The 14,112-nt window shown below is 45.4% G+C and carries 10 protein-coding genes; 8 read left to right on the top strand and 2 right to left on the bottom strand.

The window, feature by feature from the left end:
- The first annotated feature begins 24 nt into the window (after positions 1-24).
- From AC3CHU_RS23980 to AC3CHU_RS23945, 8 genes are all read left to right on the top strand, one after another.
- Positions 25-2,433 (top strand): tetratricopeptide repeat protein, encoded by a 2,409-nt coding sequence (locus tag AC3CHU_RS23980; protein ID WP_488525870.1) that lies wholly within the window; start codon positions 25-27, stop codon positions 2,431-2,433.
- Between the two features lie 149 nt (positions 2,434-2,582).
- Positions 2,583-3,566 (top strand): AAA family ATPase, encoded by a 984-nt coding sequence (locus AC3CHU_RS23975; protein ID WP_004730485.1) that lies wholly within the window; start codon positions 2,583-2,585, stop codon positions 3,564-3,566.
- A gap of 12 nt (positions 3,567-3,578) precedes the next feature.
- Positions 3,579-4,541 carry a DUF58 domain-containing protein gene (locus tag AC3CHU_RS23970; protein WP_488525869.1) on the top strand — a complete coding sequence of 321 codons (963 nt, stop codon included), beginning with the start codon at positions 3,579-3,581 and terminating at the stop codon, positions 4,539-4,541.
- Positions 4,542-5,084, top strand: coding sequence for a DUF4381 domain-containing protein (locus AC3CHU_RS23965; protein WP_488525868.1), 543 nt, complete (start codon positions 4,542-4,544; stop codon positions 5,082-5,084). It begins immediately after the preceding gene.
- Positions 5,077-6,156 (top strand): vWA domain-containing protein, encoded by a 1,080-nt coding sequence (locus AC3CHU_RS23960; protein ID WP_488525867.1) that lies wholly within the window; start codon positions 5,077-5,079, stop codon positions 6,154-6,156. The genes AC3CHU_RS23965 and AC3CHU_RS23960 overlap by 8 nt, the downstream gene beginning before the upstream one ends.
- Positions 6,149-7,873: a VWA domain-containing protein gene (locus tag AC3CHU_RS23955; protein ID WP_488525866.1), complete on the top strand. Its 1,725-nt coding sequence runs from the start codon at positions 6,149-6,151 to the stop codon at positions 7,871-7,873. Before AC3CHU_RS23960 ends, AC3CHU_RS23955 begins: the two co-directional genes overlap by 8 nt.
- On the top strand, positions 7,870-9,237 hold the full coding sequence (locus AC3CHU_RS23950) for a BatD family protein (protein WP_488525865.1): 1,368 nt from the start codon (positions 7,870-7,872) through the stop codon (positions 9,235-9,237). The genes AC3CHU_RS23955 and AC3CHU_RS23950 overlap by 4 nt, the downstream gene beginning before the upstream one ends.
- A gap of 78 nt (positions 9,238-9,315) precedes the next feature.
- Positions 9,316-10,221: a LysR family transcriptional regulator gene (locus AC3CHU_RS23945; protein WP_004730495.1), complete on the top strand. Its 906-nt coding sequence runs from the start codon at positions 9,316-9,318 to the stop codon at positions 10,219-10,221.
- Positions 10,222-10,461: 240 nt separating this feature from the next.
- Here AC3CHU_RS23945 and AC3CHU_RS23940 read toward each other — a convergent pair whose 3' ends face one another.
- Complete coding sequence (locus AC3CHU_RS23940; RefSeq protein ID WP_488525864.1) at positions 10,462-12,936, bottom strand: EAL domain-containing protein; 2,475 nt, start codon at positions 12,934-12,936, stop codon at positions 10,462-10,464.
- Positions 12,933-14,051 (bottom strand): substrate-binding domain-containing protein, encoded by a 1,119-nt coding sequence (locus AC3CHU_RS23935; RefSeq protein ID WP_488525863.1) that lies wholly within the window; start codon positions 14,049-14,051, stop codon positions 12,933-12,935. Before AC3CHU_RS23935 ends, AC3CHU_RS23940 begins: the two co-directional genes overlap by 4 nt.
- Positions 14,052-14,112 lie beyond the last annotated feature (61 nt).

Raw genomic sequence — 14,112 nt, 5'->3', positions numbered from 1 at the left:
GGATGTATAAAAACAAGGAATGTTATGTCTGCATGGTTGTGCTCGCTAGTGAACGGATTGAAACACCAGAGAGTCGCAGTATTATCCGTAATCTTGTCTCCACTTATGTTGTCGCTGTTCAGTTTGAGCACCTATGCCAACGAGCAAGCTCCTAATAGCAACACTGAGACTTCAAAACTCAGTTCTGTAGCTTCACACGCTAGCTCTGATGTTTTACCTATCGGCTCTAAAGCCACCTATGTTGGATCGGAAGCTTGTGTTGATTGTCATAGTGAAGAAGTCGAAGCGTGGCAGGGCTCTCATCATGACATGGCGATGAAACACGCTACAGATGAATCTGTATTAGGCGATTTCAACGATCAAACGGTCACTCATGGCGGTAAACCCAACCGATTTTTTCGCAAGGGTGAAGAGTTCTGGGTCAATATCGAAGGCCCAGACGGGCAATTCAAAGATTACAAAATCAGCTATACCTTTGCCTTTGAACCATTACAACAGTACATGGTTGAGTTTGAAGACGGTCGAGTACAGTTGATTCCTTTCGCTTGGGACTCTCGCACTGAGGGCGAAGGCGGTCAACGCTGGTTTAACCTCTACCCGGATACCACCAACACTGATGAATTCTACTGGACCAATAGCGGTCAAAACTGGAACTTCATGTGTGCCGATTGCCACTCAACGAATCTAGAGAAAAACTACGACAGCGCGAGTAATACCTATAACACGACTTGGTCTGAGATTAATGTCGGTTGTGAAGCCTGTCATGGCCCTGCAAGCGAGCACGTTAAACAAGCCCAGCTAGCAAAAGCCAACGGCGGAAAGGATGCTCAAGTCTCGTCGCATTATGGCTTTGATCGCGACTTGTCGAAGTCGGTGAAAGAATGGGTTTACCAAGAGGGCAACTCAACCCTGCAACCAAAAGACATCATCCATACTAACCAAGTTCAAACCTGTGCTCAATGTCACAGCCGACGCACTCAGCTGAATGAAACAGGCGATCATGTTAACGGGTCATTCTTTGATAAATATCGCCTGAGCTTAATTACTCCTGAGCTTTACCACAACGACGGTCAAATCTACGACGAAGATTACGTTTACGGATCTTTCCTTCAATCAGTGATGGCTGAAAAAGGCGTCACATGTACTAACTGCCACGATCCACATACTGCTGAACTAAAAATTGCGGAAGAAGCTGTGTGTAGCCAATGTCACATTGCCTCTGAATACACGCCTGAAAAGCACACCTTCCACGAGGCGAATACCGAAGCTTCACAATGTACGACTTGTCACATGCCAGAGACGACGTACATGGAAGTCGATCCAAGGCGTGACCACAGTTGGCATATTCCACGCCCAGATATCAGCCAACACATTAAAACGCCGAACGTCTGTACTAGCTGTCATGAAGATCAAACCGATCAGTGGGCCGATAAGCAAATTGGTGGGTGGTTCCCAGATTCTAAGTATCGTAATCAGCAGCACTTTGCCGTTGCCTTTTATGCTGACTCAATAGGGCACAGAGGATCAGAAGATGCATTGGCGTATTCTGCTCAGGATTCAAGTTTAAGTAATATTATTCGAGCATCGAGCTTAGAACGCTTAGGTGGCAACACGGGTAAGAACACGCTTATCTCGCTGGCAAGAGCGGTGAAACACGATGATGAGATGATCCGTTTAGGTGCTGTTCAAGGCTCGTCTGGTTTCCCATTCACTGACCGTTGGCAGATTCTAGAGCCGCTACTGAAAGACCCTGTATTATCGATTCGTTCAGAAACCGCAGGCGCATTAGTGCGTTATTGGGGAGAAATGAATCCTCTGCAGAAAGACCAAATCAAGCCTGCATTGGAAGAGTACATTGAGATACAGCAATTTAATTCTGATAGAGGATTTGGACGTACTAATCTAGGCAACGTTTACCGAGATTTAGGTCAGCACGACAAAGCGATTGAGTTTTATCTAGGTGCTATCGAGATAGAGCCTTATTTCGAGAACAGCTACGCCAATTTAGCGGATTTGTATCGAGCGAAAGGTAACGAGGCAAAAGCGTTGTCGACCTTGAAGCAAGGTATTGAAGCTCAGCCTAAATCGAGTGTATTGCCATACAGCACAGGGTTATCTCTGCTTCGAGTGAAAGATTACGAACAAGCAACGGACTACCTTAAACAAGCCGCTGAAGCTGCGCAAACCGACCCACAATATTGGTATGTGTACGGATTGGCTTTGGAGAAATCTGATGTGCTTGCGGCAAGTCAATCACTGCACAAGGCTTACCAATTTAGCCGCAACCCACAGCACCTGTATGCCCAGTGTGAAGTGTTGGCGCGAAACAGCCATATACCGGGCGTACCAAAGGCGTTTGAGCAATGTATTTCATCACTTAGCAAAGTGGCACCGCCGGAGGCCATTAACCAATTGAAAGCTAAGTTTAAATAAAGCGATGAGGTGAGCTTGGCTATTGTGCTTGCTGCTTATTCCGTTTGTAACCAATTATCGCGCTGATGAGCAATTATCACGTGTATAACTAATAGTTATGGGGCTTGTGAGTAGGATGTACGCAGCCAGATTGAATTAAGGGAAGACCTATGAACCATGCGCAACAAGCAATAAACCAACTGATTGAACAAACAGAGAAAAGTGTTATCGGTCAGAGCCACGTCGTTCGGGCTCTGGTGATAGGGTTATTGACTAATGGGCATGTGCTTTTAGAGGGACTTCCCGGTACAGCGAAAACTCGTTCAGTGAAATCGCTGGCGAACCTACTGAACACCAGTTTTGGTCGAATTCAGTTTACGCCCGATCTCCTGCCATCAGATGTAACGGGTACTGAAGTGTATCAAGAGCTTGATGGAAAGCCTCAGTTGCACTTTCAACCGGGTCCTATTTTCAACAGTATTGTTTTAGCCGATGAAGTGAACCGTGCTCCTGCAAAGGTACAAGCGGCTCTGCTTGAAGCCATGGCGGAAGGAACGATTACGGTGGGGGGGCAAACTCATATTCTGCCAGATCTATTCATGGTGCTAGCCACTCAAAACCCAGTAGAGCAAGAAGGTACGTATCCACTACCTGAAGCCCAAATGGACCGTTTTATCATGAAAGTGACGGTCGACTATCCAGAAGATGAAGCTGAACGTGACATCATTCGACTTGTGCGCAGTGAGGAACTTGGTAGCGAGACGAGTTCTGAATTAGTCACACCACAGCATATTGAACCTGAATTGGTGCTTGAAGCGCGCCGCCAACTTCCAGACATTGCCGTTTCCGATTTAGTTGAGAACTACATTGTGGCTTTGGTAATGGCTACACGAAAACCTGAGCGTTATCCAGAATCAGACTTATCGAAATGGATTGAAATTGGTTCAAGCCCTCGTGCATCTATTTCATTGGATAAATGCGCTCGCGCTTATGCGTGGTTGCAAGGGCGTGACCACGTCACGTTAGATGATGTGCGTGCCATGTTGCCGACCGTATTAGGCCACCGATTCTCGTTGTCTTATGACGCATTGGCCGATGGCGTTGATCATCAAAGAGTAGTTGAAGAACTGCTTGATAATGTTGAGATCGGATAACTAGGGGGCGTCATGGCGAAGCCAACACAAGCTCCCAAACCGCAAGGCCTTGATCCACGATTGTACTGTGACTATTCAAGGTTAGTGCGAATTCAGGCTCAAGCTGAGTCGTTTTCTCTGTTGCCTCATCTTAAGGCGGGCAGTGTACTGTCGGGTCGACATAATTCTCTGTTCCGTGGCCGTGGTTTGAACTTCGAAGAATTACGTCATTACCAATTGGGTGATGATATCCGTAATCTCGATTGGAAAGTTACGATGCGAACGGGGAAGCCTCATGTTCGCAGTTATACCGAAGAGAAAGACCGTAATGTGATTATCTGCGTCGATCAGCGTAGTTCGATGTTCTTCGCTTCTCAAAACACCATGAAATCCGTTGTGGCAGCGGAAGTCGCTGCATTGTGTGGATGGCGAGTGCTAAAAGACGGTGACCGTGTCGGCTTTGTTTTAGCCTCACATCAAAAGCTCTTTCATACCAAAGCACAGCGTTCACAGCCTGATTTATTGGCTCAGTTAAAGCACCTTACCAAGGCTAATCAAAGCTTAGATGTGAGTGTGAGTGACAGCGAGGGAGTTGGGTTTAGTCAGTGGATTGAACTGATCAAGCAAATGAGACTCAAGCAATCAACCTTGATATTCATTAGTGACTGGCGAGACTGCCGAGAACAACATCTCGATCGACTAAAGCAGTTACAGCAACACAACGATATCTTGGCCATTATGGTCACCGATCCATTAGAACAGTCATTGCCTCAAGATCTTGCAAGCGTAAACTGGGTGGTGGGTGATGGTCGCTTTCAACTTAATCTGGATAGCCAATCTAAGGTAAACCTCGCGAGTGAAAGTCTTGCTCAGAAAGCGGCACTTCAGAAACAGTCCCTTGCTAAATTGATGGCGATGAAAAACCTCCCTTATATAGAATTAGACACGTCGGGCAATCACATATCACAGCTGCAGAAGCTAGTGGGAGGGCGCTAAATGTCTGTTGAACATACTCCCCCAAGTACTTATATCCTTCGTGAACTGCACGATGTAGCGATTCCTGACAGTGTGAGCTGGGCTCCTCAAACGATCGGCTGGAAGATCCTTGGCGTTATTTTGTTATTGGTCGCTATCTATCTGGCTTATCGTTTAGCGCAGAAATGGTGGAATAACCGTTATCGCAAAGAAGCGCTTCAAGAGCTCATGGTATTGGATGCACGAGACAAAAATTCAACAGAGCGAACCTTCAAAGTACTGAAAGTGGTACTTCGTTACCTAGACAGTAGTAATGCAAAGCTGTTTGGACAAGCTTATGTGAACCGTCTGAACGCTTATCTGCCTGTTAGCGCTAACACAAGTGAAAACAGCAATGCGTTCTTTGCCGATGAAGTTTCAGAATTATGGATGCAAAGCCTAATTGACCCTAATGTGCGTTTGAGCTTTGAACAGCGTTTAGAGGTGATTCAAACCGCGATGATGTGGCTAAAAATTCATAAACCAGATGTACAAGCGAAACCAGAGGGGCAAGATAATGTTTGATAGTTTATCTGCCAGCTTTGAATTCGCGCACCCACTGTGGTTTATCGCGCTGCCTTTGCCGTTGTTGGTCTACTTTGCCGTGCCAGCTTATCGAACTAAGCAAATGGCCATCAAGGTGCCATTTTTCAGTGAATTGGTTGAAGCTATTGGTGAAGCGCCGTCTGAAGGGGCAAGCCAGCTAACACCAAGCTGGTGGCAACGAACCACGCTCATTATTACTTGGGCATTAGTGGTGTGCGCGCTCGCTAAACCAACCATTCTTGGTGAGCCGCAAGTTCGCGAACAATTAGGTCGTGATGTGATGGTAGTGGTCGATTTATCTGGCTCAATGGCAGAACAAGACTTTACCTCTAAGCGCGGCGATAAAATATCTCGTTTGGACGCGACCAAAGAAGTGCTGGCTGATTTTGCGACTACCCGAAAAGGGGATCGACTCGGTTTGATTCTTTTTGGTGATGCAGCGTTTGTACAAACACCGTTTACAGCTGACCAAGATGTGTGGCTTGAACTGCTTAATCAAACCGATGTCGCTATGGCAGGGCAAAGCACGCACTTAGGTGATGCAATTGGCTTGGCGATTAAGGTGTTTGAACAAAGCGAAAAGCAAAGTGCTGCCGTTCAAGATTCAAGTGTTGATGCCAACGAAAAAGAGAAGGTCGTGATCGTACTAACCGACGGTAATGATACGGGAAGCTTTGTTGAACCGATTGATGCCGCCAAAGTGGCGAAGGCGAAAGGCGTTCGTATTCACGTGATCGCCATGGGTGACCCACAAACCGTTGGTGAAGTGGCTTTGGATATGGAAACCATCAAACGAGTGGCTCAAGAGTCTGGTGGCGAAGCCTTTGAGGCGCTTAACCGCGACGAACTAACCAAAGCCTACGCTCAAATCGGTGAACTAGAACCACAGTTATATGAAAGTACCACTTATAGTCCTAGACAGGGGCTGCACCATTACTTAATGGCGATTGTTGTTGTGATGTATCTGGCTGCCTTTAGTCTGGCGACTTTACGTAGAAGGTCGCTTTTGGCTTCTAAAACTAAAAAATTGAAAGGAGAGGATGATGCCTGATTCTCTCACTCTACAACAGTTCTTCACCCAGTTTCATTTTATCCGACCTTTGTGGTTGTTGGCCTTTATTCCGATGTTCTTCCTGTTATGGGTTCGTTGGAGAGAAGAGACCAAACCAACGTGGAAAGACATTCTACCTGCACACTTACGTGATGCATTGACGATTGGCGAAACAGGCTGGCGTAAGCAACTGCCATTGAAGCTATTGGTGGTGATTGTAACTATCGCCATCATTATCTGTTCTGGCCCAACATGGCAACGTGAGGCTTCGCCTTTTGGTGAAGACAAAGCGTCGATGTTAGTGGTGCTTGATAACAGTGAATCCATGCTCGCTAAAGACTTACCACCGAGTCGCTTGGAACGATCTAAGCAGAAAATTAGAGACTTATTGGCAGCTCGGAAAGGCGGTAATACGGGCTTAGTGGTTTACGCAGGCAGCGCACACGTCGCGATGCCCGTTACTCAAGACAGCAAAGTATTCGAACCGTTTCTAGCGGCTATCACACCCGATATCATGCCGGTATCAGGTAAGTCAGCAGAAGAAGCACTGCCATTGATTAATCAGCAACTGTCTGGTGAGTTAGGCTCTTCTGTACTGTTGGTATTAGATGGTGTAAACCCAAGCACCATTAGGGCGTACGAGAGTTTCTTTAACGACAATCCATATCAGTTGCTCATTCTCGCCGCAGGAAACAGTAATGTGGTGAGCGATAACCCAGTCGACCTAGATTCACTGCGTAACTTAGCGAGTAAGACGGGTGGACGAGTGATTGAGGTGACCGTTGATGATTCGGATATCCAACAACTGAACAGAGCGGTTGAAAGAAACATGCAGCTCAACGGCGAATCTTCAATGCCTTGGAAAGACATGGGCTATGGCTTGCTTATCCCAATGGCGATTATCATGTTGTTGTGGTTCAGAAAAGGCTGGTTGGTGCAGTGGTGTGTCGTTGGTTTGATGATCACAAGCAGTATGTATTCACCAGACACTTTGGCGAAAACAGTCAACTTAACCGCTGAGAAACCAGTTGTGGTGGAGTCGGTTACGGCTTGGGACAAAACAGCTCAATGGTGGTGGGACTTATGGCTAACGCCCGATCAGCAAGGTCAACGCCTGTTGAATCAGAAAGAATACCTTGAAGCGGCAAAACATTTCACTGAACCCATGAGAAAAGGTGCGGCTTACTACTATGCTCGTGATTTTAAGCTCGCTCACAGTGCCTTCCTGCAAACCAAAACTGACCTTGGTTTGTACAACGCGGCAAGTGCGTTAGCCAGGCAGCGTGAATACCTTGCTGCGCGAGACCTTTTGAAATCATTAAGCGAGAAAGAGGATCTGTCACCAGAACTAAGAACGGATGTGGAAAACAATCTTGCTGTGCTTAGTGGAATTGTCGAAGAGGTAAACCGAACCAGTGAAAGCCAGTCCGGAACCACAGATGGCCCTGAAGAGTCTTTAGAACTCGAAGACGATCAGCCGCGAACGGGTGATGGCGCTGAAGAAGAAACGGTCGCAGAATTGATGCTTAAGGAAACGCTTAACGCCAATGAAATCTTGGGCAGCCAAGAACTTGCTGACAAGTGGTTAAAACGAGTAGAAGCGGACCCTAAGTTCTTCTTAAAATCTAAATTCCAAATTCAGCTACGAGACCCTGCACCTTCCATCGAACAAGCGTCAAAACAGGAACAGGCATCAAAACAGGAGCAAACCCAATGAGTCGATATGATTTAGCTCTTGAAGCCATTCAATCAAAGAGAGTGCGATTCAGATCCCATAAGTGGTTACTGTCGATGACTCTTATATTGAGTTGGTTTTCTCCTTTTGTTGCTTCTGCTGCCGATATCTTCGATCTCCAAAAAAGTGGTGACGTTGAGCTTATAGCTTGGGTAGGGGAAAAGCCAAAGTCAGGCGATAAGATAACGCCGACTAAAGTGAGCGTTAATGAGCAGGTAATTCTGAACATTGAGGTGGCGACGCCGCGTTGGTTAACGGGAGGGACTCGAATCGGCAGTATCGAAATCCCTAACGTGATCGCTAAGCAACGTAACCAACTCGCGACTAATTACACGGAACGGGTCAATGGCACTACATGGTCGCGTCAACGATGGGAAGTGACACTTTATCCGATGACTTCTGGCGAGTTTGTCATTCCAACCGTGCCGGTTCGCGTCCAAGTTTCTGCACCTGATGGTTCTAACGTTGGAGGCACGCTTTACACGCAGCCAATTAAGTTTGAAGCTTCGTTGCCTTCAGGTTTACTTGATAATGAATCGCCTTGGTTTTCTGCAACAGAAGTAGATACAGAGCAACAATGGCAACGCTCGAGTGAAAACTTAAAAGTAGGCGATGCCATTACTCGAACGGTAACCATCAAGGCCAAAGACAGTTTGTCTGTATTACTGCCGGATGTGTTGAACAATGAATCGACCCAGCAGTACCAAGCTTACCCTCAACCTAATCGTTTAGATGATACTCAAGATCGTGGTAACTACCGTTCCAGTCGAATTGAGGAGACGGTTTATGTTATTCAGCAGGGCGGTGAATTTACGTTGCCAGAGTTTTCATTTCAGTGGTGGGACAGCAAGAATCAACGCCTTGAAACCGTGGTGATAAAAGGGAATGTGTTTGAAGCTAAACACACAGTCCAATCTTTCATCAAGGCTTACATGTCAGTGTTTATTAGCGTTGGTCTGGCACTGTTGTTCAGTGTGGCGTGCTTTGTTTCTGTTAAACGTTATTACGAGAACCGCCCAACACCGAGTTGGTTGGTATTCCGTCGTTTGCTTAAGCAAGGTAATTGGGCTGCATTGAGAACCTTTATCTACCGTCAATTGCGAAACGAAACCTCTCAGTTAGAACTGAATAAAGCGCAACTTGGTAAATTGAATGGACAGAAGCGTTGGCTAGAAGATAGTGAAGCGCTTCAACTAGGGCGTGAAGACAAAAACGTATTTACTCGTTTATGGAAAAGCTTACGTAAATTACCCAGTGATAAATCAAACTCAAGCAATTCTCGTTCAATTTTCGACCGCTTGAAAATCCCTAAAGCCTTGCCAGACTTAAAAGATAGAACTAAGTAGCAAACTTTAGTCATTCGCATCGAACAAAATCGGCAGGTTCTCTACTATAGGGAACCTGCTTCTTTAATATGGAACTGTATGAAAAGTACCGAACTCAATCTAATTCCTATATTTGTCGCTATTTATGAAGAGCAGAACTTATCTAGGGCTGCTAATCGCATGGATATAAGCCAGCCAGCTGTGAGCAAAGCGCTTGCAAGGTTGAGAGATATCTATGACGAGCCACTGTTTCATCGAACTACTTCTGGCGTAGAGCCAACCACATTCGCTATTGATATCTATCCAGCAATGGCTGCTGCGCTTAAAAACTTTACTTCTACCTTATCCGCATCAAGAGATTTCGACCCTAAAACCTCTGGCCGTGTGTTTTCAATTGCCTGCGTTTCAGCAGCGAGTTATGAAATGATGCCAAGAGTCATGCAGTTAATCAGTCAAGTCGCACCTGGTATCGCATTAGAAGTTCATCCTCTATTTACGGAAGATTACGAGTCTGATTTAAGGCTTCAAAGACATGATGTCATTATCGATATGACGCCAAGAGGAAGAACCATGCTCAAGCATGAGGTGATCTCTAAAGAGGAACTGGTGGTGGTGTGTCGTAAAGACCATCCCACGATTGGTGATACTATCGATATGGAACAGTTTTTATCACTTGATCATGTGGTGGTCTCTAGGTGGCATGCACGTAGAAGCTTATTGAGTTCTGAACACTACAGTGACCTTGAAAAACGTAGAATAGTCTATCGAGCTGCTGGCGTTGTTGAGATGCTGCCTGTTATTGAGGGCTCTGATTACATTGGCGTGCTACCTATGTCATCGGTGCGTTGCTTTTCTGAAAAATATGACGTTAAAACGCTGCCTTTGCCATTCGAATTGGAAGACCTCGATATGTGTATGATTTGGCACCCCAGTCGCACTAACGAACCTAGCCACAAGTGGTTGCGCACTAAGCTCAAAGCGGCAGCAAAAGAGTTATCAAGTTAGCTTCTAAAGGGCATGGTCATAGAAAGCATTCGCGCAATTTTAAATGGAAAGAAAGCCAGTATCCCTGAGCTGAGGTAAGCGGTGTTTACTACAAGGGGACGGGATATTGACCTACAAGTTAGAGTCAGGTGGGACTCGTAAGATATGTTTCGCTTGGTGCTGCCCGAAGGCAGCCCTTGTTTAATCATAAATCAGTGAAGGAACTTAACTTACTGAATTGTTTCATTTAAGTAACGGATGCTAAGCCTCTTTTGGGCTCTGTTCTGAGTTAAGCAAGAAGTAGGACACCCAATCATCAATAGGCAAAGGTCGCGCGAAGAAATAGCCTTGAGCATATTTACAACCGATCTGGCGCAGAGTCGTTACATGATTCTGGGTTTCAAGGCCTTCTGCAATCACTGAGAAATCGAGTATTTGCGCGAGCTTGAGAACCGCGCAAGTAATCTCATAATCTACTTTTGACGAGTTAATATCTTCAATAAAGCTTCGATCTAATTTTACGCAATCGGCGGAAAGATTCTTCAACACCGACAACGAAGAATAACCCGTTCCAAAATCATCGATAGCGATCTTGTAACCCTTAGAATGAAGTACCTCGATGGTCCTTGAACAGGTCTCGAAATCTCGCATCATATCCCTTTCTGTGATTTCCAGAAGCAGCTGATGAGGCTGACAATCCGTTTCGTCGAGTATCACTTGTAACTGGTCTGCGAGATCGGTCATATAGAACATTCTCGCTGAGAAGTTGATGGAAAAAATTACGCCCTGTAGGTCCATTCCTGCGCGTTGCCATTCGGTAATCAGATTCGCTACTTTCTTAAATACCCATTTATCAATGTCGATAATGAGATCGCTTTTTTCGGCAACCTCAAGGAAATCGACGGGCGGCAATAAGCCCAGTTTAGGGTGACGCCAACGTATTAGAGCCTCGGCACCAATGATGTCTTGCGAGTCTAAGTTGACTTTGGGTTGGAAGAAGACTTCAAGCTCGTCATTGGCAATGGCTTGATGAAGCCCCATGTTGGTTTCAATCAAGTCATTTACCTCGTGAGTCATTTCGTCCGCGTAGACGCGATATTGATCTCGGCCGTTTCGCTTTGCGTGATACATTGCTGTGTCCGCATTTCTGATTAGAGTTTCACGATCTAAACCATGAGTAGGGTACTCACACACACCAATACTCGCCGATACAAAGATAGAATTATCATCGATGTAATAAGGCTTTCTTAACGCTTGATTTAAGCGATCTGCGATAGGTTCGCCTTCGTCTAACCCAATGTTTGAGTAAACAACCAAGAACTCGTCTCCACCCATTCGGGCAACAAATCCTTTATCACCCACTAAGTTACTCAATATGTGCCCGACATTGACTAATAAGTTGTCACCTGGTGCATGCCCTAAAGAATCATTAATGGTCTTAAACTCGTCAATGTCGAGGTAGAACAGCAAGAAAGAGGCGTTGTTCTCATAGGATTTCCTGATCTCTTCATCTAACTGTTTGGTTGCCAATAGTCGATTTGCCAAACTGGTCAGTGGATCGTGGTGGGCGAGGAAGTCGAAGTTCTTTTTTTCTTCCGTGAGGTCTAGGTATGCTTTAGATAGCCTGGAAGCCATATCGTTATAGGCTTTCTCCAAGTGAGACCATTCGTCACTTCGGCCCAAGTTAATTGGATTTTTTAGGCTTCCGGATTCTAGACGATCGAAGCCATGTCTCAGTGCATTGAGTGGCTTTCGAATGTGGTGTCGAACAACGTGGTGAACCAACAACATCGATAATACAACGGCTGAAAAACTGATAATAATGGCGTTCATTCTTGATAAACCGATCTCTTTTTCAAGCTGGTCGGTTAATTCTAAGGCTTGGCTTTGTACGCGTGACTCGGTTTTTTCTACCATCTCCAATAGGTCGCTTTGAGCGACTAAGAGTGAAGCCATCACCAACCAACGCTGCTCCAGATTAGCTCTAATGCGCTTTAAAGCGGCGTTGTATCGTTTCACCGTTCGATTGATTCTTTTCTTCTCAGCAATAACCGCCGTCGTTTCGATATCAACGTTTTCTAAGTGGAGTAAGAATATATCGAGTTCTTTCTCGACTTCGATAAGCAGTACTTTCTCCGTTTCTGGCGTGATGCGACTGTGAATGTCTCCAACCATTTTTCCTGAGGTGAGGAACGACTCTCTCAACATGTTGATAAGATCTAATTCATTGTTATAACGAATGAAATTTGGTTGGTCTAAATGCCTAAGTTTGCTGTCGGCTATCGCAAATTCGAGTTGATCAAGCTGTTCAGCTAAGGTGACGTCGATTTGATTGGTCTGCTTTAGAATTCGATTTAATGCGAGCGAACTGCCTAAGAAACGGTGGAAGTTATCGATAAAGGCATCAATCTTTTGCGAGAAACCTTCGTTAGTTGATAGGTCTCTGAGTCGTTGAAGCTGGAAATCCACATTAAATGCTTCTTCCGACAGTGTGGTTTCACTGAACAAAAAAGTTTGTTCAAGTAGCTTAACTCGAGAGGTGAGCGTAAATACGCGTCGGCTGATTTCAGAGTTAACAATCAAGTCTGATACGTGTGTAGAAGTTTCGTTTTTAAGCGTCGACTCGACGTAATAGAGAGATCGAATCACCATGATGACAGCAAAGCTGACAATCAAAAGCGAAAGCAGGTTCGAAATAATGAGTCGTTGGGTGATGTTTATCTGAGGTAATTTCATTGTGGCTTCCAAATTTTCAGATACGCTTCACGGTAGCCATTTTTAGGGTCGTAGATGCCTTTGTCTGACTGGCTGATGAGCTCTTCAACATTATCGGGCGTGACGAGATGCACAGGGGCAGAGTACCCACTTGGCGGCATTTGATTAAATGCTCGGTTGAGTTCGTCGACTATTTGCCAGCCTTGTAGATATAAGGGCTCAGGTACTGTTGCTAGTTGGAATTGACCGCTATTGATTCTTTTGTACGCGGCCTTGCTACCATCACCCGCTGAGATATTTTGTGGTATTAACCGGTACTCCTCTAGGTTTGATTCCAAAGAAGGGATAGCATAATCAATGTACAGGTCGTTAATTGCTAGGAGATGAGTGACTTTCTCGCCGTACTTCTCATCTAGGTTCTTTAATGTCGCAGGCATTTGCTCGGCAATTTTATCGAGCGGTAAATAGTTAAGCTCAAGTACATCACAAGTGCTGCAACGCTTGATGGTATTGACCATCGCATTGGCTTTGATCATCGCGATTTCATAGTTAGGGTCGGTGAACACCACGATTCTCGCTCGACCGTTTGAGTTTACAATCGCGAGTAGCGCGGCCACTTCCGCCACATCGAGAGGGTCGGTGGTGATGTTGGTGTATAAACCTATTTCTGGATTACCACCGACAAGTTCAGTCGCGTGCCATCCAATGACTACAATTCCCAGATCTTCTGCTTGTTTCAAAATGGTTTTGTGTCGGACAGCGTCAATGCCGCCCAAAACAATGGCATCGGGTTCAAAACCAATCGCTTTCCTGATAGCTGCACCTTGGCGCACTTCTGATCCTAATCCATCGATGAATCTAAGGTGCCAATTGATGTTAGAAATGGCTTCAGATATGCCTTTCCCAACGCCATAAACGCCACCATTACGTAAATCAGACGCGACAAAAATAACGTTCTTTTCATGGCGCACAGCAGGGCCTTGTGTGGGGCCTTTCCACGTTCGCTGGTTGGAAACCGCACGCATCACTTTTTCTTCAGCATATTGGAAGAAATCGTCTTCATGATTACCCGCAAAACTCTGAGAGTAGCAAGTAATAGCGAGCAACAAACTCGCAAAATTTAATCTCTTATTCATATGGCTTATAAAGCGCTTTAACTTATAATCGCTCTATATTTATAATAATGTTAATAAACAT

The sequence above is a fragment of the Vibrio sp. QJM3NY_39 genome (genome assembly GCF_057785895.1).
Note: the sequence above shows the minus strand (reverse complement) of the source record. Positions and strands in the feature narration are given on the sequence as shown.

What these genes read in the sequence shown, in the direction of transcription:
- AC3CHU_RS23965 (WP_488525868.1), top strand. Translation starts at nt 4,542, where the DNA reads ATGTCTGTTGAACATACTCCCCCAAGTACTTATATCCTTCGTGAACTG.
- AC3CHU_RS23975 (WP_004730485.1), top strand. Translation starts at nt 2,583, where the DNA reads ATGAACCATGCGCAACAAGCAATAAACCAACTGATTGAACAAACAGAG.
- AC3CHU_RS23970 (WP_488525869.1), top strand. Translation starts at nt 3,579, where the DNA reads ATGGCGAAGCCAACACAAGCTCCCAAACCGCAAGGCCTTGATCCACGA.
- AC3CHU_RS23935 (WP_488525863.1), bottom strand. Translation starts at nt 14,051, where the DNA reads ATGAATAAGAGATTAAATTTTGCGAGTTTGTTGCTCGCTATTACTTGC.
- AC3CHU_RS23980 (WP_488525870.1), top strand. Translation starts at nt 25, where the DNA reads ATGTCTGCATGGTTGTGCTCGCTAGTGAACGGATTGAAACACCAGAGA.
- AC3CHU_RS23955 (WP_488525866.1), top strand. Translation starts at nt 6,149, where the DNA reads ATGCCTGATTCTCTCACTCTACAACAGTTCTTCACCCAGTTTCATTTT.
- AC3CHU_RS23940 (WP_488525864.1), bottom strand. Translation starts at nt 12,936, where the DNA reads ATGAAATTACCTCAGATAAACATCACCCAACGACTCATTATTTCGAAC.
- AC3CHU_RS23950 (WP_488525865.1), top strand. Translation starts at nt 7,870, where the DNA reads ATGAGTCGATATGATTTAGCTCTTGAAGCCATTCAATCAAAGAGAGTG.
- AC3CHU_RS23960 (WP_488525867.1), top strand. Translation starts at nt 5,077, where the DNA reads ATGTTTGATAGTTTATCTGCCAGCTTTGAATTCGCGCACCCACTGTGG.
- AC3CHU_RS23945 (WP_004730495.1), top strand. Translation starts at nt 9,316, where the DNA reads ATGAAAAGTACCGAACTCAATCTAATTCCTATATTTGTCGCTATTTAT.